At 55.6% G+C, this 23,417-nt stretch carries 23 protein-coding genes and 1 pseudogene; 7 read left to right on the plus strand and 17 right to left on the minus strand.

The window, feature by feature from the left end; translation table 11 throughout:
• Window positions 1-1,056 carry a replication initiator protein A gene (locus ACE2AA_RS17995; protein ID WP_395372598.1) on the plus strand — a complete coding sequence of 352 codons (1,056 nt, stop codon included), beginning with the start codon at window positions 1-3 and terminating at the stop codon, window positions 1,054-1,056.
• Between the two features lie 39 nt (window positions 1,057-1,095).
• Here the strand turns inward: ACE2AA_RS17995 and ACE2AA_RS18000 are convergent, their stop codons facing one another.
• The 3 genes from ACE2AA_RS18000 to ACE2AA_RS18010 all read right to left on the minus strand — a co-directional run bounded on the left by ACE2AA_RS18000 (window position 1,096) and on the right by ACE2AA_RS18010 (window position 2,818).
• Window positions 1,096-1,353 carry a ribbon-helix-helix domain-containing protein gene (locus ACE2AA_RS18000; RefSeq protein WP_150178506.1) on the minus strand — a complete coding sequence of 86 codons (258 nt, stop codon included), beginning with the start codon at window positions 1,351-1,353 and terminating at the stop codon, window positions 1,096-1,098.
• A gap of 27 nt (window positions 1,354-1,380) precedes the next feature.
• A complete protein-coding gene (gene parA / locus ACE2AA_RS18005) occupies window positions 1,381-2,040 on the minus strand; it encodes a ParA family partition ATPase (protein WP_010666790.1) in 660 nt (219 codons plus the stop codon).
• A 181-nt stretch (window positions 2,041-2,221) separates the two neighbouring features.
• Complete coding sequence (locus tag ACE2AA_RS18010) at window positions 2,222-2,818, minus strand: recombinase family protein (RefSeq protein ID WP_395372601.1); 597 nt, start codon at window positions 2,816-2,818, stop codon at window positions 2,222-2,224.
• A gap of 316 nt (window positions 2,819-3,134) precedes the next feature.
• Here ACE2AA_RS18010 and ACE2AA_RS18015 point away from each other — a divergent pair, with 316 nt between their 5' ends.
• On the plus strand, window positions 3,135-3,638 hold the full coding sequence (locus ACE2AA_RS18015) for a hypothetical protein (RefSeq protein ID WP_395372603.1): 504 nt from the start codon (window positions 3,135-3,137) through the stop codon (window positions 3,636-3,638).
• Window positions 3,639-3,695: 57 nt separating this feature from the next.
• On the opposite strand, the gene ACE2AA_RS18020 is transcribed toward ACE2AA_RS18015, so the two are convergent.
• A protein-coding gene (locus tag ACE2AA_RS18020; protein WP_395370645.1) for an IS3 family transposase occupies window positions 3,696-4,882 on the minus strand; the annotation gives its coding sequence in 2 pieces (ribosomal slippage) (window positions 3,696-4,612 and window positions 4,612-4,882; 1,188 coding nt in all).
• A gap of 24 nt (window positions 4,883-4,906) precedes the next feature.
• Between ACE2AA_RS18020 and ACE2AA_RS18025 the strand changes: the two genes are divergently transcribed.
• Together ACE2AA_RS18025 and ACE2AA_RS18030 are read left to right on the plus strand one after the other, a co-directional pair.
• Complete coding sequence (locus tag ACE2AA_RS18025; RefSeq protein WP_395372605.1) at window positions 4,907-5,725, plus strand: hypothetical protein; 819 nt, start codon at window positions 4,907-4,909, stop codon at window positions 5,723-5,725.
• A 161-nt stretch (window positions 5,726-5,886) separates the two neighbouring features.
• The gene (locus ACE2AA_RS18030; protein WP_395372607.1) at window positions 5,887-7,053 is read left to right on the plus strand and encodes a DUF4238 domain-containing protein; all 1,167 of its coding nucleotides are present in this window, start codon (window positions 5,887-5,889) and stop codon (window positions 7,051-7,053) included.
• Window positions 7,054-7,618: 565 nt separating this feature from the next.
• Here the strand turns inward: ACE2AA_RS18030 and ACE2AA_RS18035 are convergent.
• From ACE2AA_RS18035 to traA, 11 genes and pseudogenes are all read right to left on the minus strand, one after another.
• The gene (locus ACE2AA_RS18035) at window positions 7,619-8,266 is read right to left on the minus strand and encodes a hypothetical protein (RefSeq protein ID WP_063908693.1); all 648 of its coding nucleotides are present in this window, start codon (window positions 8,264-8,266) and stop codon (window positions 7,619-7,621) included.
• A gap of 192 nt (window positions 8,267-8,458) precedes the next feature.
• Window positions 8,459-9,646: a GIY-YIG nuclease family protein gene (locus tag ACE2AA_RS18040; RefSeq protein WP_110570078.1), complete on the minus strand. Its 1,188-nt coding sequence runs from the start codon at window positions 9,644-9,646 to the stop codon at window positions 8,459-8,461.
• On the minus strand, window positions 9,639-11,723 hold the full coding sequence (locus ACE2AA_RS18045) for a DEAD/DEAH box helicase (protein WP_395372610.1): 2,085 nt from the start codon (window positions 11,721-11,723) through the stop codon (window positions 9,639-9,641). Before ACE2AA_RS18045 ends, ACE2AA_RS18040 begins: the two co-directional genes overlap by 8 nt.
• A gap of 3 nt (window positions 11,724-11,726) precedes the next feature.
• Window positions 11,727-14,435, minus strand: coding sequence for a DNA methyltransferase (locus tag ACE2AA_RS18050; RefSeq protein ID WP_110570080.1), 2,709 nt, complete (start codon window positions 14,433-14,435; stop codon window positions 11,727-11,729).
• 39 nt (window positions 14,436-14,474) lie between these two features.
• Entirely contained in the window at window positions 14,475-15,569 is a 1,095-nt protein-coding gene (locus tag ACE2AA_RS18055) for a Fic family protein (protein ID WP_395372587.1), read from the minus strand.
• A gap of 114 nt (window positions 15,570-15,683) precedes the next feature.
• Complete coding sequence (locus tag ACE2AA_RS18060; RefSeq protein WP_110570082.1) at window positions 15,684-16,355, minus strand: DUF6118 family protein; 672 nt, start codon at window positions 16,353-16,355, stop codon at window positions 15,684-15,686.
• A pseudogene (locus ACE2AA_RS18065) lies at window positions 16,355-16,429 on the minus strand (VapC toxin family PIN domain ribonuclease); the annotation flags it as partial. The pseudogene ACE2AA_RS18065 and the gene ACE2AA_RS18060, both read right to left, overlap by 1 nt.
• A 59-nt stretch (window positions 16,430-16,488) precedes the next feature.
• On the minus strand, window positions 16,489-16,626 hold the full coding sequence (locus ACE2AA_RS18070) for a plasmid stabilization protein (protein ID WP_110570086.1): 138 nt from the start codon (window positions 16,624-16,626) through the stop codon (window positions 16,489-16,491).
• Between the two features lie 25 nt (window positions 16,627-16,651).
• Complete coding sequence (locus ACE2AA_RS18075) at window positions 16,652-17,044, minus strand: PIN domain nuclease (RefSeq protein ID WP_048848569.1); 393 nt, start codon at window positions 17,042-17,044, stop codon at window positions 16,652-16,654.
• The gene (locus ACE2AA_RS18080) at window positions 17,041-17,235 is read right to left on the minus strand and encodes a type II toxin-antitoxin system VapB family antitoxin (RefSeq protein ID WP_062454612.1); all 195 of its coding nucleotides are present in this window, start codon (window positions 17,233-17,235) and stop codon (window positions 17,041-17,043) included. Before ACE2AA_RS18080 ends, ACE2AA_RS18075 begins: the two co-directional genes overlap by 4 nt.
• Window positions 17,236-17,289: 54 nt before the next feature.
• Window positions 17,290-20,382, minus strand: a complete 3,093-nt coding sequence (traA, locus tag ACE2AA_RS18085; RefSeq protein ID WP_395372591.1) for a Ti-type conjugative transfer relaxase TraA — start codon at window positions 20,380-20,382, stop codon at window positions 17,290-17,292.
• A 162-nt stretch (window positions 20,383-20,544) separates the two neighbouring features.
• Here traA and ACE2AA_RS18090 point away from each other — a divergent pair, with 162 nt between their 5' ends.
• From ACE2AA_RS18090 to ACE2AA_RS18100, 3 genes are all read left to right on the plus strand, one after another.
• A complete protein-coding gene (locus tag ACE2AA_RS18090; protein WP_395372592.1) occupies window positions 20,545-20,838 on the plus strand; it encodes a conjugal transfer protein TraD in 294 nt (97 codons plus the stop codon).
• 64 nt (window positions 20,839-20,902) lie between these two features.
• Entirely contained in the window at window positions 20,903-21,160 is a 258-nt protein-coding gene (locus tag ACE2AA_RS18095; protein ID WP_110570084.1) for a conjugal transfer protein TraD, read from the plus strand.
• The gene (locus ACE2AA_RS18100; protein WP_395372594.1) at window positions 21,157-21,531 is read left to right on the plus strand and encodes a hypothetical protein; all 375 of its coding nucleotides are present in this window, start codon (window positions 21,157-21,159) and stop codon (window positions 21,529-21,531) included. Before ACE2AA_RS18095 ends, ACE2AA_RS18100 begins: the two co-directional genes overlap by 4 nt.
• A 401-nt stretch (window positions 21,532-21,932) precedes the next feature.
• On the opposite strand, the gene ACE2AA_RS18105 is transcribed toward ACE2AA_RS18100, so the two are convergent.
• Window positions 21,933-22,340, minus strand: a complete 408-nt coding sequence (locus ACE2AA_RS18105) for a DUF2442 domain-containing protein (protein ID WP_395372595.1) — start codon at window positions 22,338-22,340, stop codon at window positions 21,933-21,935.
• Window positions 22,330-22,566 carry a DUF4160 domain-containing protein gene (locus ACE2AA_RS18110; RefSeq protein WP_395372596.1) on the minus strand — a complete coding sequence of 79 codons (237 nt, stop codon included), beginning with the start codon at window positions 22,564-22,566 and terminating at the stop codon, window positions 22,330-22,332. Before ACE2AA_RS18110 ends, ACE2AA_RS18105 begins: the two co-directional genes overlap by 11 nt.
• Window positions 22,567-23,417: the final 851 nt, after the last annotated feature.

Here is a 23,417-nt window from a genome sequence, read left to right on the forward strand (position 1 = left end):
ATGGTATCTGAAACCCCGAATCTGCCTGTTGTCCATGAGGCCCTCCTGCCGGAGCGTCATCCTCAGCATGACTTATTCATCTGCGACGTGGCAGATGCCGTGCTTAAAGACGTGATGCCGCAAATGGAGCATCCGTTTTATTCCTTGTCTAAAAAACCCGAGACTTCCGTTCGTCGCTATGAACATAATGGGCAATGGCTGGAAATCACACCAAGCGTGAAGGGCCTTGCTACAATCTACGATAAAGATATTCTGATCTACTGTATTTCGCAGATCATGGCGAAAATAAAGGCCGGGGAAAAAGTATCGCAACGGGTGCGGATCAGCAGCCGTGACTTACTCATCTTCACCAATCGCGGTACGGCAGGTAAGGATTACAAAGCCCTTATCGAAGCCCTCGACCGCCTTGAAGGCACACGTATCCGCACTAACATTGTCACAGGCGACGAAGAACAGGTGGACGGTTTTGGCCTGATCGACGCTTCATCCATCCGCCGCAAACTTGGCCTCGACGGCCGCCTATTGCATTGCGAGATCAAGCTATCGGATTGGGTCTTTAACGCAATTAAGAGCAATGATGTTCTGACACTGCATCGTGATTATTTCCGGCTGCGCAAACCGCTGGAACGACGCGTTTATGAACTCGCCCGCAAACATTGCGGTCAGCAAGCGACATGGAAAGCCTCTCTTGATATCCTACTGAAAAAATCAGGCTCTCAAAGCCCAGAAAAATTGTTCCGACAGATGATAAAGAACCTCGCTGCAAGCGATCATCTACCGGATTACCGTGTCGAATTCGATCCTCAGAAAGACATGGTAACATTCATCAATCGCGGCACAATGAAAGCTGCCGAGCCAGTAGCCGAGGCTTGGATGGGCGCGCTTGATCCTGATATTTACGGGGACGCTCGGAACATCGCACCAGGGTGGGATGTGCATCATCTCGAAAGAGAATGGCGCATGTGGCTGGGTGATAACGAGATCGCTCCGAAGAACCCTGAGCGGCATTTCATCAAATTCTGCGAGACGTGGTTTGCTAAGCGTGGTCAACCCTGATTGTACAAATATACAAGCATAATCTATCTAAATAGATAGTCAGCGCTCTCCAAAAGGATGACGACCGTGCTTACGCATCAAATCATCAATGGCCTCCCCGATCAAACCCTGAATAGTTGTATCAGTATCAAGCGCAAGTTGATGTAGTCCTTTGCTAACTGCTGGGGAAAAATACCCCACCACAGCCCGCTTACCTTCTCTCGGATTACGTGGACGGGCTTTCTCTACCACCATTTGCGCTGCCGGTTCCACAACCGATGGCGCGACCGTCTTTTTGAGACCAGCAAACCGACTCATGTCGTATGTCCTTAACTTAGAAAATTGCTAACGCGTTTTTGTGTCATCTTGTTTGTGTGATGGCATGTTAACTTGATCACACACCCAATTCCACAACAGTGCTATATCAGCAGCAGCCTTGCTTTCCGGCTCCGCTTCCTGCGCAGTACGACCGGAACCAACGCTATGATGAAAAACTGCACGCTCAGGCAAAACAACAGGAGCAACAGGGATACCAAACTGCGCCACAACCTCGGCCGCCTCTTTATAAACTTGGGGCGCACGAGGAGGACCCGCAGTAAAAATCACGAAGGCAGGCTTGCCACTGGCTCGCACAAGTTCCGCCGTTGTTCTAACCGCGTCCATATCGAAAGCACGTGGTCTGCATGGAATTAACAAGAAATCAGCGACACGACACGCCTCACGCGCCATAATATCGGCATGTGGGGGAGTATCTATTATCGATAGTTCTGCGCCCAGTTCGGACGCTTGTTCCAGCTTTCTTGATAACAAGGCGTGAGCCGCACAATCCACCACATCAGGCTCGACATCCCCCCGCCATGCTTTCCATGAACTTGCAGTCGCTTGGGGATCGGTATCAAGGATCAGAGAAACGTATCCAGCGGCACTGGCACTAGTAGCCAAGTGTAGGGCAAGCGTCGTCTTCCCAGCGCCTCCCTTCTGACTAATGATCGCGATTGTTTTCATGCCACCATGTTTCCGTGTTAACACATTAACTAATTACCATGTTATTTTGATAACTCAATGTCTTCCTCAAAAAAATTGACGATCTAATTGAACCCAATATTCCGCATGTCTCATACCGATGCCATTAGCACCCATATAATGCTATCATGTTTTTGTGTTAACATATAAACACGATGACGTGTTATCTTTCCCTCTGCACAATGGCAGCAACAGTGTTCTTGCTGATTCCCAGATCGCGGGCGATCCACCGATAACTCCGCTTTTCCGCCACCAGCGCCAGAACCTTCGGAGCTAGACGGTCAGACTTCGGCCGCTCTCCTTTCTGTCGGCCGAGCACCTTCCCACGCGCCCTGGCAGCGGCCAGACCAGACTTCACCCGCTCGCTGATCAGATCCCGCTCGAACTCCGCGATCCCAGCCAGAACCGTCGCCAGCATCCGCCCATGTGGCGTCGCCAGGTCGAATGTCATCCCTGTTATGGCGATCAGGGAAACACGATAGCTCTCCAGCTCCTGAAGCGTGGAGATGAGATCAATAGTCGAGCGTCCCCAGCGGGACAGCTCCGTCACCAGGATGGCGTCAATTTCACGGGCTTGGGCCAGTGCCATGACCTTTCGACGCTCAGCCCGATCCACCCGGACGCCAGAACCTGTCTCCATGAAGATGTCTGACACTTCATAGCCCGCACGTTCGGCAAACCGCTTCAGCTCGTCTTTCTGACGCACGCATGACTGATCAGCCGTGGAAACCCGGCAATAGATGACCGCGCGCTGTCCCATTTGAACCCTCCCGGAAAAACCACCATGCAGCCCATGATACACCGTGGCTCCAGCTTGTACCAATTAGACTATAGACTGTTTGGGTCAACCTAATTTGAATGGAAGAAATGGGGGGGGTAAACGGAAGGTCGGATTTGTACAGGACGATCGATAAAACCGGACATTCATATGGACGATACCCGCGAAGGTCTTCACTCTATTCCGATCGTTCAAATAACCCTTAAGACTCTACTGAAAGCCGACGATATCATCTAGTTTGGGCGTCGATCCTGGGCGATGAAATTCTGCAATGCAACCTACTAACCCGGAGGCGTTTATGCTGACTGTCCTTCATCCTGAAGTGAGGTCGCTTGTCGGGCAGTTTGCCGGCGGCCTGATGCCTATTCGACTTCGCACGGACGAGAAATATTCTCTGATTATAAAAACGCAGAAAGAAGCAATATTAGCGGCGAAGATGAATGGTGGATTTGCCCTGTACCTGCCGGCACTCCCATCCACGACGGTCACGACCACTGCACTAGTTACAGCCTTTTTTGATGATGACGATCAGCCATTGATTATCCGCTCCCCTCTGTTTGGAGACGACTCATTCTCCCGCGAGATGCTCGCCATTCTCAAGTATGATGAGGTCGATATCTACTTCTTCGATGACCAGAACTATGAGTGGATGAGCTTCAGGACGGCTCTAGAGGATGGTGGGAGCTGCCTCACCGACAAGGAGGAGATTCATCTGCTCACCTACCATCCTGAAACGGCTAAAAGCGTTCATCAGGTCTTGATAAACTGGTTCGGACAGAGAACGCGCGATGACGATGATTGAGGTGGTCCCGTCCGTTCGGACAGTTTTGCGGGCTTGATAAGCTATACCCGGTTGTCGTTATGCCGCCCTTCTGACAGCGTTGCTGTTGGCCATCTGGTCCGGGGTTAACCCCGGACCAGATGATGTCGGCACGTCATGATACGCCTCATCGGGCGTACGTCCAGCCAGCGCCATATGCGGACGCCTTTCGTTATAATGGGCGATCCATCTGCCAAGCCCGGCCCTCAGCTCTGATCCGGTCTCGAACGCGTGCAGGTAGACGCATTCATATTTCAGCGACCGCCACAGACGCTCGATAAACACGTTGTCCAGCCAGCGACCGCGCCCATCCATGCTGATGCGGATCTGACGCTCTTCCAGGAGCCCGGTAAAACGGGGCGTCGTGAATTGTGACCCTTGGTCAGTATTGAAAATTTCCGGGGTGCCGTAGCGCATCAGCGCATCCCGGAGCGCCTCGATACAGAACTCCACGTCCATCGTGTTCGATAGACGCCAGGACAGGACCTTGCGCGTGAACCAGTCCATGATCGCCACGAGATAGAGAAATCCCCGTTTCATGGGAATATATGTGATATCGGAACACCAGACCTGGTCAGGCCGATTGATGACCAGATCCCGCAGCAGATATGGATATTTCCGATGCTCCGGATGAGGCACGGTCGTGCGCGGCTTCTGGTAGATCGCCCGCAGGCCCATGATCGCCATGATCCGCCGGACCCGCTTGCGGCCCACTTCATGTCCCAGGCGGCGCAGATGCCATGTCATCTGCCGTGAGCCATAATAGGGCGTTTCCAGGAACTGGGCGTCGATCAGCCGCATCAGCTCCAGATTGGCCTCGCTCTGTGGCACAGGCCGATAGTAAACGCCCGACCGGTTGAGTTGTAGCAGCGTGCACTGCCGGATGATCGGCAGGCATGCTCTCTTCGGGTCAATCATCTGCCGCCTCTGATCACGCCCAACCGAGCAGAGGCATCCCGCAAAAAATCCCGTTCCACCAGCAACTGGCCGATCTTGGCGTGCAGTTTCTCTACATCAGCAAGGCTGACTGAAGGTTCCGTTACTGACTTACCAGAAAAAAGGCTTGCCATGCCCTCGATCGCCTGCCGTTTCCATTGGGCGATCATCGTCTGATGCACGCCATGTTTCGAAGCCAGTTCCGCCAGCGTCAGTTCCCCACGGATCGCCTCCAGCGCAACCCGTGACTTGAACTCTGCCGCATACCGTTTCCGCGTAACCTTACCCATAAAACCCGTCCTCGTTCAGGCCAGATGATAGCTTATCGCCCTGTCCGAAAAATGGGGACCACCTCTGATCGTGCCATTCAAGCGGTGTTCAAGAGTGAGCTGGCGCCCAATGATATCCTTGTCCTCGACATGACACCCGAAGTGAATGGCTACCAGGGAAGTACAGGATTCCGGCACGACTCTTTGACGCGCACTAATCCGGGCTATTTTCAGGAACGCGACATCTCGGTTTGCTTGTTACGTGCATTCAAGCCGGAGAGTATCATGATGAATCCGCTACGTAAGGATACGTCCAAGGAGATACTTGACCATCTCGTGCTGACCGAATCCGTCGCCATTCTCATTCAGGCCAAGGACAGTCCGATTACGGAAGCTGGTCTTAGTCGCTCCCTTGATCGCAAGAGACGTGCGACCCGTAAGGAAGTCGACGACGCTATCCGCCAGATCAACGGTGCGGCTCGGTATCTTGGTCGCGAAGCGGTAGCGAGACTGGTCGTAGGCGGTAAAGACGTCGAAGTCTCCATCGGACGGCGTCAGATCATCGGGCTAGCCATCGTAAAGGAGCTTTTCGATGATGAGGGTGACGTCTATGCGACGGCGTGCGGGAAGCTCGCAGGGTTGAGCGGCGGCGGCCTCGTTATGGATTACAATTCTTTTCACGCTTTCACCCATCATTTCACATCAGCAGATGCCTTTATCAGTGCGCTTCATACCCTTATCGCACGCATGAGAACTGGAACTTGGTTTCCCGTGAAGCACGCCGTGCTCGACGGAATTCTGGATTGGATTGACAATATCTCTGGACAGAAATCCGACACGCCAACGTTGCCTTCGCCAAGATGAGAAGCATAGCAAGCCTAAGGTCGCTATGACGTAAGCATGATGCCCATCTTCATCGTTCTTAGTCCGCTTGGCGAGATTCGAACTTTGACTGAGCAGAATGCGTGCACCTGTATACACGGTCAGGCTCGTCGCTATGAGCTTGGAAGGGGATTTCAAATCCGATGCCGCAGAACAAGAGCCATCACTTCGTGCCACAATTCCTGCTGCGATTTTTCTCCGTCAATGGCTCATCGGTTGGTCTTTACAACTTACGCTCTGGCAGAATCGTCACAGGAGCGAGCCTCAAGCATCAAGCCTGCCGGGATTGGTTCTACGGCCGCGACGGAAAGGCCGAGCACGCTCTGGGGCAGATCGAAGGCGGTGCCAGCTCTGTCCTGCGACGGATGATCGCGACCGGCTTGCCCCCGAAGCGATACAGCGACGATCACCGCGTGCTAGCGACCTTCCTGCTCATCCAGTCGGCGCGGACGGCACAGGCCGCCGCCGCGGCTAATGAGATGGCCAACAAGGTCGGCAAATTGATGCTACGGTACACGCTGACCGAGCCCGAACTTCTCGCCGTGCTCGACGATCTAACTATTGAACTCACCGAGCCCGCCGCGCAGGCGCTCCGGCCAGCGCTCCTGGAAACTCCTGTGATTCTCGATCTGAAGATCAAGCTTCTCCACAATGTGAGCTCGACGCCCTTTGTTTTGGGCGACCACCCGGCCGCCAAGCACAACGGGCTCTACAACGGCGCGGACGTCTCGGTTCTTGGCTTGGCGAATCTCGGCCTGCAGTTTGTCATGCCCATCTCGCCCGAGTACGCAGTCGTCTTGTACGACGAAAAAGCCTATTCGCTGGGTAACCCGGCCAGTAACGTCGTTAAGTTGCCCTCGGCGAGCATCGTGATGGCCCTCAACGAGTTCCAATGGGCCAACGCGCTGGACAACATCTACTTCAGGCCCGGCAACGATCCGCCGCGCTGGACGCCGGATCATGATCGACTTGCAGAACTTCGTGGGAATGAGCAGGTGTCGGTCTGGGAGGACGAGGTCCGGCTCGAAGGAACCAAGCGGGCGAAGGTCATCAATGTGCAGACGCAGCGGCCACGTCGGGCCCTTAAGATGCCTCTGTTTCGGAATCGCATGTCCCCACCGCCTCTCGTGAACGTGGGCAGGTTGCCGTTGCGAGATCCTGAGTGGGCCCTCCACGTTCATCGGATGACCGCCGCATTGAACGCCGGGGTAATCCCTCAAGAGGAGTTTCACGTCCGCACCATGCCGCCTCAGTTTTTACGCCGAATCCTACGAGAACGGGCGGGCACAAACGCGGCGACAACAGGCTGAACGTGGGTGCCCTTACCCTAGGCGGCTCAAACTCGGCGGGAGGCTCTCGTCGTTCAGCTTGTCGGCCTCGAACAGCACTCGCCCGTTGCCGATCATTAAGCGCTCTGTCTCGGGTGTGCTCTCCAGACGCTTCGAACTCCAAGTTTTTGGTAGGACGCCAAGGTCGCCTTGGTCAAACTGAGATGACATCTAAGCGTTGCGGACGTCCGCTTCCACTCTCGACCACCGATAGCCCAGGACCGCATTCGGCCAGCCTTGCACATTTCCGTGAAGCGGACGACACTTTCTCTATGTCGGATGTCGGGGGTATAGCGGCCATTCGAGGCACAACCTCGGAACGGCCGGTTTGTCCCAAACTCTGTCTATCGCCGTTCGCCTGACAATGTCGATTTTCGGGCGACCGCCATCACCACTTTGATGTCTGCGTTGTAGGCGTCTGCCGCCTGTCCGCTTCATGTTCCTTGAGGGGACAGCGAAGTGTCTGCTGTTGATGGATGGGCTTCGATAAGCGGACGTCTTGAACAGGGAACATTGAGCACCTGTGAACTCGGAGCACAAGTTCTGGCTATTTTCTTGTCGCGAACACATTTCCAGTTCCCAAGAACTGGCCATCCTGATCCAAATACCCATCAGAGACCTGGCGGACTTTATCCTCCAAAAACGCATCGAAGATACCTGCAATCTCACATGGCGAGAAATGAAAAAGCTGTTTCTTGCTCTGCGTATCTGATGCGACCAACAAGCCGTCTGGCAAATAGTCGCTCCCGGAAAGAACGCCTATAACCCGTGCGTGCAGCATTTTGTCGGAAATTGTTTTCGGCTTTACTCTCTCAAGCTTCCGCACTGTCATATCATAGTTGTTGTATATCCCGCTTGCAGTGCGACTTACGAACGGTTCACGCCATTCCGCATCCTTCTTGCGCATAATCTCGTGAACCTCCAGCGGCGTTGTGCAAAAACGATCCGTCACCAGCCGGCATTCGATCAACCGTCTCATGCATATCGCGGCAACTCCTACCGCCCTTTCTAGCATATGATAGGGGTTGTAGTCGGTCTCCTCCTCAGCAAGTGCTTCGCCAAGGTGCGTAATAATTCTGCGACGCTGTTCGGATAGCTCATTCTTCCATGTGTAAGACTGCCACTCGGAAGAGCTCACGTGGCCCAACTTACGCGCTTCATTGATCCGCTTTTCTATTCCTTCGTTAGATTCCAACTATTATGTTCCTTTAATATTCCGAAAATAATCAGAATTTATAAAATTTCTCGGAAGAAATTACATTAATAATTAAGATATTTAACCATTTCAGTTTTTAGATAAAGCCTATCAGAATAAATAGTCCGCTTTCGGGATTAATACGGCGTGTTCGTATGTCTCATAAGAGGCGGAAGCCGACATCATATGCCATTATGCTTTCACCAAACCAGCCGTCTTTGGATCATAAATGAAACCGTCAATACTTTCATCTGATATTTTATCCACTATTTGAGACACGATATTTATCGGAACCAAAAACCATTCTTTCGGCTGCACGGGATGCCCAAACCGATCCTGAATCGTCAGATCAATCTGTGCAGGCGCCAGAACCCTATGAAAGATCTTTTCCAGCTTCGTGCGGTTAATGTTGAAGAGCTTGTAGGTCGCCACGACTTCCACATCAGCCAGCAGATAGGTGGCATCATGCCTGGCGTTGGCGATCCGTTTTTTCACATCGCCTCCCGTCACCCCGATCTTGTGGATCAGGTTACGATGCTGCGCGATATACGGGTTATCTGACAGACTTCTCAGCACATAGATCGTGCCACTTTCCAGATCATCCGGTTCAACGGTTGTCCCGAACAAAGGCCCGACAGTCGGATCTGTAATCCGACGACCCGCCTCATCCTTATAGAGAGCCCGTTGGAGCGACCTCAGCAGGACATCGCTTTCAGTCCCGTTGTCATAGATGACCCGCAGACGGCTGTCTCTGCGACCGTATTCTGTCTCGAACTCTTCCCCGACATGCGCGACATAAACCATCTGCCCTTTCAGGATAAAGAATTCTCCCTGCCGAATACCGGCTTCCTGCCCAAAGGGACGTGTTTCCCGCACGCCTGATTTCAGATCCTCCTGTACCTGTGCGAACAAAGGCCGGAAGGCTTCAAAATCCTTGCAGGGTTCGCGGCTGGCAATTTCTTCCGCTGCCCGAACTTCTGCGCGTGATTTCACATGCTTCAGGACAGTGATGGAGTCAGCCTCTGGCTCGGCCTCAATGCCCAGTTCAGCCAGAAGCGCATCATCGTCCAGCGTATCGGGATCAGGACTCTCAGTGTCCATCCCGGAAACATTCAGAAGCCCATGCAGATCACGCTGTGACAGCAATGACCGGCATTTTTCCAAAGCCCGGATCCGATCCAGACGCACGGCATAAAGCCGTTCAAAGATATCCCTGTCCTTTCCATGCGCAGGCGCATGCCCATGTTCCTCATAGAAACGGCAGATATCCTCAAACCCGGCAATAATCCGCTCTTCCTCGGCGGTCAGCGCAGCCTTCTTTTTAGCCTCAAGCGAGACACCAAGTTCGGCCAGAAGCTCTTCATCGCTCAGATCAGCCATTCGCCCGTTCCTCTGCCGTCTTACGCGCCAGAACCGCCACCCCTTCTGCCATCTTACGTTCCCACGCATCGGGAGATGTCAGCTCAGGAAGGCGTCCCCTTTCCTTTTTGAACAGAAGCGCACGCTTTGCCAGATCCCTGGCTTCCTCAATCGTCAGAGCAATATGACGACTGGCAATAACCTCCTGAACCTGTTTGAGGGTCTGTGCATTCATGCTCCTGGCCAGGATCTTGTAGGCTTCCTCAAACGGATTGATCGCATCAATCAGGTCAATATCCAGATCCCGGACATTCATGGCAATCTTCCGCATCCCCTCAATCAGGGCTGTATTGCCACCAATCTTCTCCTCGCCCCCGGCAGCCTGCGTGACCTCTTCCGCGGCCTTCTGCCCCTTCTGGGTCAGATTGAATGCCGCCACGGCATGCTGGCGCACAGCCTCCTGATCCTCATCCGAAAGCTCGGGATACCGATCCCGAATGATTTTCCCCAGCCTGACCTGTGTCAGTTCCTGAGGGGCTGTTTCCTCATCGAACAAACCATGCTCCAAGGAAGGCTTGTCCTGCACAAAAGACGCCACAACTTCGTTCAGGTCTTCCCGGCAGATCCGCTGCGCTTCCGGGCTTTTGGGGGAAACCAGCCCCTTGATCTCCATATGGAACTGGCCGGTCTGCTCATTGAAGCCAACATTCGTGCCGTTTGGCTTGTAGCCTTCTTCCCCATAATCATAGCCATCCAGAGGCGCACTTTCTGCGGTCTTCGGCGTAAACTCGAAACGCGGGGTCAGCACCTGTTCCATAAGCAGGCTGGCGGCAATGGCCTTGAGCATGTCATTGACCGCATCCGTCACTTTTTCCTGGGACGCATCCGGTTCAGCAATCAGGTTGATGAATTCGGCCCGCGTCTTTCCTGGTGCATCACGGGTAGCGCGGCCAATGATCTGAATGATCTCCGTAAGACTGGAGCGGTATCCAACCGTCAGCGCCTGCTCACACCAGATCCAGTCAAACCCTTCCTTGGCCATCCCCAGCGCAATGATGATGTCCACATGATCGCGGTTGCTCTTCTGCGCCGGATCCTTCAGGGCGGACACAACCTTGTTGCGCCGGACAGGCTCATCTTCCACCAGATCGGCGATACGAAGCACCCGGCCATCGGTACGGCGCACCAGATGAAATCCTGTTTCTATATCCTCTCCTTCCCAGTCTCCCAGGACGGACAGGATATGCTCGACTTCCTTGTGCTTCTGGGTCGTGCTTTCGCGTGAATTGACATTGGGAATATGCACGATCGTTTTGCGCGTGCCATCCAGCACCCGGTCAATCGCATCCAGATAGGAGCCGGTATAGAAATAATATCCCAGATCCAGCTCTTTCAGATACTGATACCCGTTCAGCTGCTGATAGTAGGTATAAGTGACTGTCTCGAATTTCCCTTCATCTTCCGGGGACAGCACAGCAACGGCATCCCCACGGAAATAGGAGCCGGTCATGGCGATGATGTGCGTTTCCCCACGGGCAATCAGCTGATTGAGATAATATCCCAGCCTGTTTTTCGGGTCTGCGCTGACATGGTGGAATTCATCAACCGCCACCAGACACCCATCGAAGGCTGCGATACCCAGTTCTTCCGCAGCGAACCGGAACGTCGCGTGGGTGCAGACAAGAATCTGATCTTCACTCTTCAGAAACTCACCAACAGCTTTGACCTTGGACCGTGCGACCTGTCCTTCATCTGAACCAGGAGCGTTGCACAGATTCCACTTCGGCTGGACAATCCAGTCTGCCCAGAAGCCGAATTTTCTCAGCGGTTCGCTCATAAAGCTGCCCCCGATCGAGCGTTCCGGCACGACAATCAGGGCTTTTTTCACGCCCTGATGTGTCAGCTTGTCGAGGGCAACAAACATCAGGGCACGGGATTTACCAGAAGCGGGCGGTGACTTGATGAGAAGATATTGCTCACCCCGTTTCTCATAGACTGCTTCCTGCATGGGCCGCATGCCCAGCTCATTGGTTCTGGCAGACTGACCTGTCTGGCCGGTACGCAGGGAAACAGCGGGAATAACCGGATTGATCGTCATGGATCAGGCAGCGTCCTTCTTCTTTTTCGTCTTGCCGCCCTTTTTGGCGATCATCTTGCTGTAGAGGTCGAACAGCTTTTCCAGACGCTCCGTATCATTGCGGAAACGCCGACCGATATAGATCCGCTCCAGCACCTCATCATTGCGGTCATGAGCAGCCCGCAGATTGTCTGGCATTTTGTCAGGATCATACAGATCGGCAATCGTGGCCGGAAAATGCGCCTCACGCGCCAGAAGAATATCCTCGGCACAACGGGTCAGATCAGCGCGGTTCTTTTCCGTCAAAGTCGGAACAGGAAAGGTGTTCCAGCCCAAAGTGTTCGAATATGAAAAATCCGTACGCATACGGACGCAAACTGTACCAATCCACACCCAATGAAGGCGAGAGGCAATCAGCGCCATATTCCAGAGAGGAACATCGTAAATGCCAAATACTTTCTCTTGAACAATACAATTTGCGCCAAGCATACCAACGGGAAGGAATGGCCTATTCTCCGAACTCACTTTTGGTATGACAATTATATGATCAGTGGCCGCGATTTGTTCTCTAAATTTATGTGGTGTGTTGGCAAGCTTTTGCGCTGACTTGTCCTGTTTAGCTGCTCGCCGCGCAACGGCCACATCATGAACTCTCGAAGCAATTTGCGGTATCGTCAGAGCTTCGGATACCTCGTTGTCTTGAATCCAGAGGCATGAACGTGGCGAGGCTGAGATGAATTCCTTGGAACCATAGAGTGGCCGGATATATCTCGACGCCGCTGGGTTTCCCTCAATAATTGATCTTGCCTCGTCATTCGAGAATATCAGTGCCGTGCCATAGTATGGATGATTGCCTACTTGCATCTCGGCAACATCAGCTAACGGTTTTGTTCTGGCCTCAATTTCCACGTTTACACCAGACACTAAATAGGCATTGATATGCATTGTCTCCTGCCGGATCGTTTTCCCGTCTGCTCCGTTTGAGAAGAGAATTTTGGGACGATCTGAAACAGGAGCAATCCCAATGATAGCGACCGTCACACCTGCATTATGAGCCGCCAGATTGGCCCATTTGAACGATGTATGGGCAAAACTGATCTCATAACCCTGAGAAAATATTAGAGGCCAGAGAATGGGAACCTGCCGTCCCTGACAGATGGAATTCGTGCTCACAAATGCGCTGGAAGAACCCGTTTTCTGGCCATAATCCGCAGCCTTCATGAACCAGCCCGCAACATAATCCAGAGACTTCCAGGATTTCGTACGCTGCCCGAAAATCTGCTCCAGATCCGCTTTCTGTTCAGCCGATTGCCATTGACTACCCTTATAGGGAGGATTGCCACAGATATAGGTTTCCGAGCCCTCCTGAGGCGGACAAACATCGAACCAGTCCTGCTCCAGGGCATTCCCGCAGATGATATGCCCCGTATCCTTCAGGGGCAGCACATTCAGGCGAGCCTGTTTCTGGTCGATATGAATTTCATCACTCTGGAACTCAGCGATAAGAAGCGATAGGCGCGCGATTTCCACCGCAAAGTCACGGATCTCAATCCCATAGAAATTAGCCAGAGGAATGACGGATTTCCGTTCCGCCCGCTCTATTTTCAGACGGTCATCAATCTCACTCTGAATGTCCCGCATGTCCTTGTAGGCAATCACCAGGAAATTGCCGGATCCACAGGCCGGATCAAACACCCGAATACCGGACAGACGCGCCTTCAGGGCATGCAGCTTTTGAGTATTCTGGCCTGCCTTTTCCAGTTCCTCACGCAGGCCATCCAGAAACAGCGGATTCAGCACTTTGCGGATGTTGGGCACACTGGTGTAATGCATCCCTAGCGCACCGCGCTCTCCTTCATCCGCAACGGCCTGGATCATGGATCCGAAGATATCCGGGTTAATCTGCGCCCAGTTCAGCTCACCGGCACGCAGAAGATAGGTGCGGGCCAGTTTATTGAATTTCGGGCAGTCCGTTGCCCCGGAAAACAGGTTCCCGTTTACATACGGAAAATCCCTGGCCCAGGATTTGACCCCGCCCTTGTCACGATCGTCATTGCGTGTATCCAGATCCATTGTCCGGAACAGCTCGGCCATGACCTCATGCGTCTGATCCGTGGCCCCTTCCGTCATGGTCTGGATGGTTCTGGTAAACAGATTGTTCAGGAAGATCCCGGTATCCTCGGCAAAAAAGCAGAAAATGAGACGCGCCATGAAATGATTCATGTCGTGACGGCGTTCTTCCGTTGCCCAGTCGGAGTTTTCCTTCAGAAGTTCGACATAAAGACGGTTCAGGCGTGACGTAGCCTTAACGTCGATCGGGTTGTTCTTGATCTTCTGAACGGTGGTAATGCCCGCCAGGGGCAGGAAAAACCCGAACCGATCAGCCAGATGCGTGAACACATCTGTAATGTGCTCATCTTCCGTGCGGTCTTCCGCCTCAAACGTCACTCCATCCGTGGCCAACAGAAACCGTGCCTTGGCTGACTGGGTCTTGGGGCTTTCCCTCAGCAGGTTCAGGGTCTGGGCAACATGCCCCTCAGGACAAACGGCCAGATGGATGTTGTTGCGCTGGAGCACCGCTCCAGAAACGTCCGAGCGGTTATCCTTACGGAGCCGCTTGATCGTGACATCGCGGTTTCCGAACGCTTGCAGGAATTCGAATGGAAATTCCCCGGGATTAAAAGGTGCCTCGGCAATCCGGGAGACAGCTTCTTCAATCTCAACGGGATTCATGCGTAAAATTCCATACGTTCGAAAAACAGATCATACATTTCATGCGCCACCGGACACCTCCAGGAAGAGGCGGACCAGAGGTGCGTTGATATAATAATTGCTCCGCCCTGAGCGGTGCTTGGACAGCAAGCCTTTCTCTGAGAGCTGGTCGAGATATTTCCCTGCCGTCTGACGGGCGATACTCAGGTCCGCCTGAACATACTCGATTTTCGTGTAGGGATGCCGGAACAGGTTGTTCAGCAACTCCTGGCTGTAAATTTTGGGCAGTTCCGTGCGCATCCGCTGCTTCATGGTGGCCATCTGCGCCCGCATGCCTTCAATCAGCTCCAGGGTGATCCTGGATGTCTCAGCCACGGCACGCAGCATGTAGAGGATCCACGCCTCCCATGCGCCTTCATCCCGCACCTTCTGCAACAGATGATAATACTCATCCTTGTGGCGGGTGATGTAGCGCGACAAATAGAGGATCGGGATATCCAGGAGGCCAGTCCGGGTCAGATACAACACGTTCAGGATCCGCCCGACACGGCCATTCCCATCCGGGAACGGGTGGATGCTCTCAAACTGATGGTGGATCAGGGCCATCTTGATAAGCGGATCCAGATCACAGCGCCCGTCATCATTCACGAACCGCTCCAGATCCGACATATGCCGGATAATCTCCCGCCCATCCTGCGGCGGCACAAAGACTACTTCCCCAGTGCGCTCGTTCTTCAGGGCCGTTCCCGGGGTGTTTCGAAACCCATCTCCCCGCTTCTTGAGCCTCTGGAAAATCGCGATCAGCCCCTTGTTCAGGATCAGTCCGTCGGTTTCCTTCATCTGCCGAAACCCCAGATGCAAGGCATCTCGATACAGGGCGACTTCCTTGGCCGCCACTGAATCCGGCCCCTCAGGAAACAGATCCGCCTGGAAAAGTTCATCCTGGGTGGTGACGATATTCTCGATTTCCGAGGACGCCTTGGCTTCCTGCAAAGCCAGCGTATCAATCAGGATCCCCTGATTGGGAATGGTTGCCGCCCGACCCTTCAGTTCCGCCAGAGCCTTATTGGCCTCGACCAACGCCCTGAGAACCGGAACCGTTTCTATCTCCGCCTGAGGCGGCAAAGGCCGAATAAGGTAGGTTGGTGTTAACATGACATCCTGACGTGGTAGCAATGTGCGTTTTTTCTAACACGTCAGGATGATCCGTCAAAGAAATCCAGTTTCTTTGACATGTCATATTCTGCTGTCGGCTTTTATCCCTCAAAACTATTCCTGTTGTGCCGGAATGGTGATGACACAGGATTTCTGAGTTTTTTCCTGACCCGAGGCCACTTTCTGGCAAGCTGCAATCCTGTCTCTGTTGGCCTCAACCAGCTGGCTGTCCTCACGTACACGTTGCCAGCCTTCAGGATTGCTGACCGCCATCATCATGGCCCCAGAGTTCCAGCGATCTTTCTCCCCGACAATAAAGGATGCCACCCGCGTCCCGATAGAAGAAGGCAGGAGATACGCCAGCACAGGCGATAACCCGATCCCTACAACAAGACAGGCAAGACCCACCCCTAACAGCCACCAGTTCTGACGATCCTGCTGACGGGACTGACCAATGATATTGGCAAGAACCCGACGTTCCCCCTGAACCTCACCTATCGCTTTCTGAAACGCTGCCTGCATCTCCTGACTGGCAGAAAGCCCCGCCTGACGTATCCCCTGCCCATACGCCTGTGGCGTCATCTTCAGCATCGGAGTGGCCTCGATCGCCTCCATTCGCGCACCAACTGCATTCATGGCCTTCACGACACGGGCCAGATCCTCCGTGTAATCCGGCGGCCGATTGTCCCGCCATGCCTGCGGCAACGCTTCCATACTGCGGCGGAGCACCGATATTTCAGCACGCAGATCCTCAAACGCACGCTGCGCCGACTCTTCCTCTGACATCAGAGGCGCTCCCATGGATTAAGAACCCGCACACCGGCTGCCTCAAAAGGCGACACGTCGCGGCTGGCCAGAACACGCGGCTCCGGGACGGGCCTCCACGTCTCCAGGATCACGTTGGTATCAAGCCGCAGGATCATTCGAAGGTCATTGCCTTGGCCGGGGTCTGATCGCGGGTCTGCAAGACCGCGATATCCTGATCACGCACACCGACCTCACGACCGATGGACACCAGAAACGATCCCAACCGAACGGCCGCTTCTTTTTTCTCCATGTCCTCTCCAGTCACCACGCCAAAATCAGACAACCCGTTCCAGCCCCAGATGTGTCACAAACGGATCAAAGTCCCGGTCACTGTAAAGAAGCCGATACCCGCTTACGATGCATCGTGTGGCAATCAGGGTATCAATGGTTTTCCGGATGGTAATGCCTCTGGCGCGCAGGTCACGGAAATATCGTGCCGCCTCGATCATGACATCACGCCCCCCGATCTCGACCAGATCCAGAGCGCCAAGCAGTCTCCGCGCCTTGTTGAAATCCCGTTCGCTCGCAAATCCCTGAAGAACTTCCGTCATCATCAGATCCCCAATGGCGACCAGTTCCTCTCCCAGCAACCGGTCCAGAGCATCAACCTGTGGCGTCACCGTACCTCTGAAAAAATCGATCCAGACCGATGAATCGACCAGAATCATGCGTCGGAACGCATGGCGTCGAGATCACCCCGCCACTCCAGCCTGCCCTTCATGGAACGCAGTTGCCGCTGCTGATTCAACTTGATCAGCGTCCGCAATCCGAGTTCGACGGCTTCTTTCTTGGTTTTGACGCCAGACGCCTTCAGCGCATCTGTCATGAGGGTATCGTCAATAATGATGTTGGTTCGCATGATGTGTATCTCCAGTGAAAATTATACACATCAATACATCCTCTCTCAAGCAGATTACATCCCCATATCCCAGCCCCGATCCCGCGACCTGGAGCGTGAGAGGGAGTGCTCCCGCTGAGGGGGATGCAACCCGTGATCGAGCGTCGATCCCTTCCTGATCCCCAGCTCGCGGCTTTTCTCCCGCAGAAGGGACGCAAGCGGCACGTCCCGCTTCAATTCCTTGAGCGCCGCACCCTGCTGCTCCCGGCTCAGCCCGTCCCACGCCTTCACGAACCGCTCAGCCCGCAGCTCCGGACTCGTCCGCACCCGCGCCTCATGCTCCAGCCCCGCAACCAGCCTGCGCGCCCGCGCCGGACCTTCCAGACCATGCAACGCCTGCCGGATCTCCGGCTGATGTTTCAGCGCCGCCCGCAGATCTGCTACCCCGCCACGCCGGACCCGCTCCAGATCCCGACCGGCCTCAGACAGCGCCTTCTTCTGACACGCCAGTACCGGCAGTTCCTTGCGCACCATGCGCTCCACATCCACCCAGGCCCGCGCATACCGCTCCACCGCCTGATGCAGAGGATCACTCCCCGGTACAAAACCGTCCAGGATGGCGGGCAACATCTCACGCCGGACACGCCGCAGCCGCAACCCCGCAAAGCGGGAGACGGGCGCTTCATGCCCTTCCCCACTCTTTTCTGTTCCGGCCCCGACATCCATCCCGGCCGACACGTCTTTTTCCGCCGTGCGACGCCCCGGCCGCACGGACAGGTCCAGTCCATCGAACATCCCGCGTTTTTGCTGTGCCGACGCAGGCTCTGGCATAGGCACACCTTCGGCCTGCCTGTCCTGCCGGGGGCCAGAGGCGGCCTTCTCACGCTCCACCACGATCTCGCTCTCGGGGACATGCAGCCCGCGCCGCCGCGCAAATCCGGCATCCTGATCCCGGACATGCGGGTAATCCAGCGTGGTATCCTTCAGCCGCTCGCGCGACAGCTGCTTCACCAGCCCGTCCCGGTCGCCCACATCATCCCGGCCCCAATGGACGGACACGCTCTCCCGATGCCGCGATAGCGCCACATAGGCCCCGTGCCGATCCATGCTCCCCGTCGCCAGTACATGCGCCCGATCCACCGTCACACCCTGCGATTTATGGATGGTGGCCGCATAGCCATGATCCAGCGCGTCATACTCCGCCACCGACACGGACACGACCCGGCCAGTCCCGGCACCACCCGGCCCGTCGAGTTGCACTGACATTGCGAGATCCCCAGCCTCGGCCGACCCCACGATGCCCCGCACCGTGCCCAGCGTGCCGTTCTTTACCCTCAGCGCCCGGTCATTGCGCAGGAAGTAGACCCGCTCCCCGTCCGCGAACACCCGCTCGCCCTGGGCGGTCGGCACCAGCACGCCGTCACCCAGCTCACCTGCCTCCCGCCGGATCTCGCGCGCCGCTTCGTTCAGCGCCCGCACATCATCACGCCGATGCGCCAGCATGATCTGGCTTTCTTCTGGCGCAGCCTGACGGGCAGCATTCCATCCCGCGATCACCCCGGCCCGCGCCTCTTCCAGCGTGTCATGCCCGCGCACCAGGCCAGCCGCCTCATAGCGTCCCAGCGCTTGCTCTGTCCGCCCGGTCGCAAGCTCCTTCGTAGCCGCCTGCTGCCAGCCTTCACGCTGCCGGCGTACGGTGGTGATTTCCACCGACCCGACCCGCTCGGCCACCGCCCGGAACGCACCACCCGCCTCGATCGCCTGCAACTGCTCGGGATCACCCACCAGCACCACCTTGGCCCCGGCTTCGCGGGCGACAGACAGAACCCGCTCCATCTGCCGTGACCCCACCATGCCGGCCTCATCCACCACCAGCACGTCCCCGCGCTCCAGCAGGTCGAACCCACGTTCCCACGCACGCTCCAGGGAGGCCAGCGTCCGGCTCTCGATCCCGGACCCCGCTTCCAGCCCTTCCGCCGCAATCCCCGACAGCGCCGCCCCGCGCACCCGGTACCCGGCCTCTTCCCATGCCGCACGGGCCACACCCAGCATGGTGCTCTTCCCCGTCCCGGCATACCCGACCACCACGGACAGGTCGCGGGACTTCGTGACCTCGCCCACCGCCAGCGCCTGCTCGTCCCCAAGACCAGAATGCTGCATCGCTGCCCGACGCACCGCCAGCGGCACCGCATGCCCCTGGGACTGCCCCATCGCGAGCGACGCGTCTTCCAGACGCTGCTCGACCCCGATCATCGCGCGCGTGGAGAACCGCTCCCGCCCGTGCCCATCCTTCCCAAGTGCTACCAGCTCCGGACATGCCTCCACCCGAACCATGACGGCCGTAAACTGTTCAGCGTCCACCGTCTGCCGGTCCACGAACCGCGCCAGATCCTGCCGAGTAAACGTGCTCTGCTGCCGGGTCAGCGCCTCCAGCGCCACATGCGGCTCGGCCAGCAACCTTTCCCCATTGCGTCGCGCGATCTCCAGATGATCAGCGACCCGCTGTGCATCCTCGCCACGCTCTTCCCGGCGCATGCCGGCTGGACCGATCTTGTTCTGCGGCTCAAGGTCGATCCCCTGCTCAACAAAGGACCGATGGTCAATCCGTACATCCAGGTCCAGCTCGGCCAGCCGTTCATTGGTAAGTGACGCCCATCGCTCCCGCCATGTCAGCAGGAGTTCCTTGTCATTCCACGACCGCTCTTTTGCACCAAACCCGTTCTCATCCACAGACCGCGTGGACAGCATCACATGGGCATGGGGCTTCGCCTGTCCGTCCTCACCAATATCCCAATGTACATTGAGATCGGCCACCATACCGCGTTCCACGAACTGCTCCCGCACGAAATCCTGTGCCAGCGCGATCCCCTGCGCCTGGGTCATTTCGCGCGGGAGTGCAAACTCCACCTCACGGGCAAGCTGGGCATCCTTGCGCTTCTCAATCGCCTCGACCTCATTCCATAGGGTCGCACGGTCGAGAAACCGTTCCGGCGCGCCATCGGGCAGCAGGATCTCGGAATGCACCACGCCGCTCTTGTTGGAAAAGTCATGGTCGCGATCCAGACGCATGTCATGCAGGCGGGATGCCGCGCGATAGGCCGCCGCTGCCACGGCGCTCCGGCCGGTGGCGCGGCTGATGACCTTTGCATGCAGATGATAGATCGCCATGAACGCGATCATATCACACCACTTAAGCGCACGTCACACAGTGACGTATAAGCGCGCACTCACATTTTACTACGTTAAAAGGGTTGATTGCTCTGGATGAGTGACGCGGTTCTCGCCTGTATGGTAGAGTATGGCACAGACCAGTAGAATAGGGGACCGGAAATGCGCAGGCCACGGGACATTGATGCGGAACTGAAGGCGCTTCAGGAAAAGGCGAAGCAGCTTAAGGCGCAACGGACCATCCAGCTCGGTGAACTGGTCGAAGCAACGAGGGCCGATACCCTGTCGATCGAGGCCCTCGCAGGAGTACTGCTTGCGGCTGTCGAACAGGCGGACGGCAAACCTGAAGCCGTCGCGAGGTGGACCGAACGGGGGGAATCTTTCTTTCAGACAGGCGGGAAAAAGGGCAATCGGAAAGGAACCGGAAACGATCAGAATGGAGCTTCTGGCGCTTGAAAGACGGATCAGGAAGCAGGCGGCCCTGATCCATCGCCATCAGGCACGAAAGGCACGCACCGACATGCGCGACTGGGCGAAGGCGCGACGCGAACGCACCCGTCATCTGATCGAACTGGGTGGGCTTGTCCAGAAGGCGGGACTGGTCGATCTGACCGACGATGACCGCGCCACCATGCTCGGAGCATTTCTGGACATTGCGGGGCAGCTTCGGGAAGGCAATGAGACCACTCCGGCTGATCTGAAAACACGCTGGAGACGCGCAGGGCTTCATGCCTTCGATGCCGAAAAAGAGCATGCAGAAAGGAAAGAACAGCCATGACGGATGACCTTCCAGGCAGACAGGAAGAGCCGGACAATCCTGATGCGGATGAGCGCATGTTTCATGCCTGCTTCTCCATACTCGGAGAGTTCGTGGAACAGGAGCTCGGCACAACCTCGCAGGGTTACGATAAAGAGCAGAGCCGTCTGTATCGTGGCTACCGTTTGCACAGTGCCAATGACCGGGACAAGGCGGCGATCGACCTCTGGCTCTGGTACCGTGACGATCTGCCAGGGGAAACGGCTCTGTGCGATCGCAACATCGCCGCTATGACACCAGATAACCCGGTTGATCACGAACAGATATTACAGAATCTCAAGGACCAGAAATTGCGCGACTTGATCCACATCCGCCGACAGCTCTGGATCTGATCAGGAGAGTTGTCTTGAAAAAGCGTATACTGACTTTCACTGCCCTGCCGCTTCTCCTCCTTCCGGCATCAGGCTTTGCCCGGAACACAGGAGACTGGCTGCCTCAGTCAGGGGTTAAATCGCCCTATAGTCCTCTGGCCGTTCCAACAACACTGAAGCCAGTCCCGGACTCTCTGACGAGCCTGTTGAACAAAGGCTACCAGATTACGACTACAGCGGATTATGGCGGCTCAGGAGCCCTCTTCACGCTGGCCCTGCAGAAACAGACCGTACTCTGCGTTCTGACGGCCCCAACTCCCGGAACAGATCAGAATGTTCCGACATCACGCTGCTGGTCCCTGAATTAAAGTTCGCAAAAGTCTACAGGCCTGGTGGACTGGAAAAATATCAGAAACCGTGCCTTACGCGACGTTTCTGGGCCGACCGCCTTTCGCACCATTCCGGCGTGCAGCCGCCACCTTTGCGGGACTGGCGGATGATCCGCCCACACGTCCCATCTGTGCCGCCATCCAGCTTCGGGAACCGTAGATACCGTGGATCAGACCTTCGACCAGAACATCAGCATCAAGACGGGGCCAGTGAAGCCCATTACCCAGCGGGGTAATCTCGATCTCAGCCAGATCATTCAGGGAAGCGCCCTGCAAATCCTGTAACAGATCCACCGGCACGCTCATTTCAACACCGTTGGAGAGCGTGACATGAAGAGCGCGGCGCGCACGGATCAACCGTGCGGAGACCGCATGAGGAACTGTCGCTCTATGAAGCGCGTCTGCTTCACGAGCAGACTGATAGTTCACGTTATTCGCCATGTATCTTCTCCCATGCTTCCGCCAGCATCTCAGCGTGGTCCTGCACGATGACAAGGGCTTCTTGTATAGCCTTATCCTTCATGCCACCTGCCCGTATCAGGCAGGCTTTCCTGCCAATTTCGATCACCGCTTCCCCATCCGCGCTTATGACGTGAACGTGCATTGGCACATGATCTGCCGTGTAAATCACGACACGAAATCCATTGATGCGCAGAAGCGTTGGCATAATGCACCATATCCCTAACGCTTGGGTTTTTCAATCAGAACCATCCCGCTGAAAGTCAGGAGCAGGATATCTGGATGGTCAGATAGAAATGGACGGCCCATCAATCTCTGACAACGCCAGCAGAGCGCCATAGGAGGCCGCACAAAGCGTAATTCTTGTTATCGCCCCCCCAACTAGCTACCGCACACGATAATGCCTGTACGGCCATCCTGTGGCGTCTGATGGGCATACTGCGACACGTGAGCTGCTGAATGTTCGCCTGAACTATCGTATGCCTTGAGCAGATTACGGTCTTGCCCGGTTCTTCTGGTGTTACAGGTGTCGGGCGAGCGCGGAGCGGGAGCCCCGTAGGGCGCCGAAGGCGCCGACGCGGGAGAGTAAGGTGCCTCTGGCGAGACGATGCATTGCATCGTCAGATTATGATTTCGCGCCGTAGGCGTGTCTGCTTAGCGTAGCCCTGAAAGGGCGAGCAGGGGGATGCCGGGTGGGAGATCGCGCATAGCGCGATCGGGGCGGCCGTAGGCCGCGAGCCGGCGGGGGCGTAGCCCCCAAGAGGCGGTGCTTGGGTTCAATTTAGTTGGAAATTTTTGAGGTTTGTGAGTTATCCACAGATTAGATGGTCGAAGACGGTGTTAAATAGGTGTTAGATTCTGTGTTAAGCGATTCTAGCATCCATTTAATACATTGATGTAAAAACGGAATTTCTGGATTTTCCCCCAGTTTGGTATTTAAAACCCCGAATCTCGGTATTTAAAACCCCGAATCTCGGTATTTAAAACCCCGAATCTCGGTTTTGGTATTTAAAACCCCGAATCACTTGACGCCGGTATGTAAAACCCCGAACTTGAGGT

It is taken from the genome of Komagataeibacter diospyri (genome assembly GCF_043995075.1).
Lineage (GTDB): Bacteria > Pseudomonadota > Alphaproteobacteria > Acetobacterales > Acetobacteraceae > Komagataeibacter > Komagataeibacter diospyri.